This is a genomic window from Niveispirillum fermenti (genome assembly GCF_048066175.1).
GTDB classification, from domain to species: domain Bacteria; phylum Pseudomonadota; class Alphaproteobacteria; order Azospirillales; family Azospirillaceae; genus Niveispirillum; species Niveispirillum fermenti.
Genome location: NZ_JBLTXA010000120.1, coordinates 1 through 630, shown reverse-complemented (window position 1 = coordinate 630; position 630 = coordinate 1). Strand labels below are relative to the sequence as shown.

The window sequence follows — 630 nt, the reverse complement described above, 5'->3', positions numbered from 1 at the left end:
TCGCACCTTCCGCAATCTCGACGACCTGAACGCCCAGTTCCGGCAATGGCTGGACCAAGTGGCCAATGTCCGGCGCCATGCCACCACCAGCCGGGTGGTCATCGAGCATTTCGCCGAGGAAAAACCCAACCTCCGGCCATTGCCCGCCGGTCCTTGCAATGCCGTGCTGGCCCTGGAGCGACGGGTCACCCGCGACGGCATGGTGTCGGTGGGCGGCAATCTCTATTCCGTCCCCGACTGCACCCGTCGGCGCGTCGTGGAGGTGCAGGTCACCGCCACACAGGTCCAGATCCTGGAGGATGGAACGCTGATCGCCAACCATCCCGTCCTGGAGGGGCGCGGGCAACGCCGGCTGCTGGAGGGACATCGTACCCTGCCGCCACCGGCCAACAGCACCGTCACAAGGGAGGGAGCGGCACCGCCCCCCAAGCCGCCCGGACGTACCGTGACGCCCCGCGACCTTACCATCTATGACGCCATCGGCCGCCGGCTGGCCGATCAGGGGGTGCGGCCATGACGCTGATCCCATCGACCCTGGAACGCATCCGCCGGCATCTGGTGGGCCTGCGCATGCCGCGCGCTCTGGAAACCCTGGACGGCACCGTCCGCCAGCTCGAACGCGGCGAGATA

The 630-nt window shown here is 68.1% G+C and carries 1 protein-coding gene; it reads left to right on the top strand.

What is annotated here, in order from left to right; genetic code table 11:
• Positions 1-517, top strand: a 517-nt coding sequence (locus tag ACM9LZ_RS25955) for a Mu transposase domain-containing protein (RefSeq protein WP_416622392.1), incomplete at its 5' end; no start/stop codon positions are given.
• Positions 518-630 lie beyond the last annotated feature (113 nt).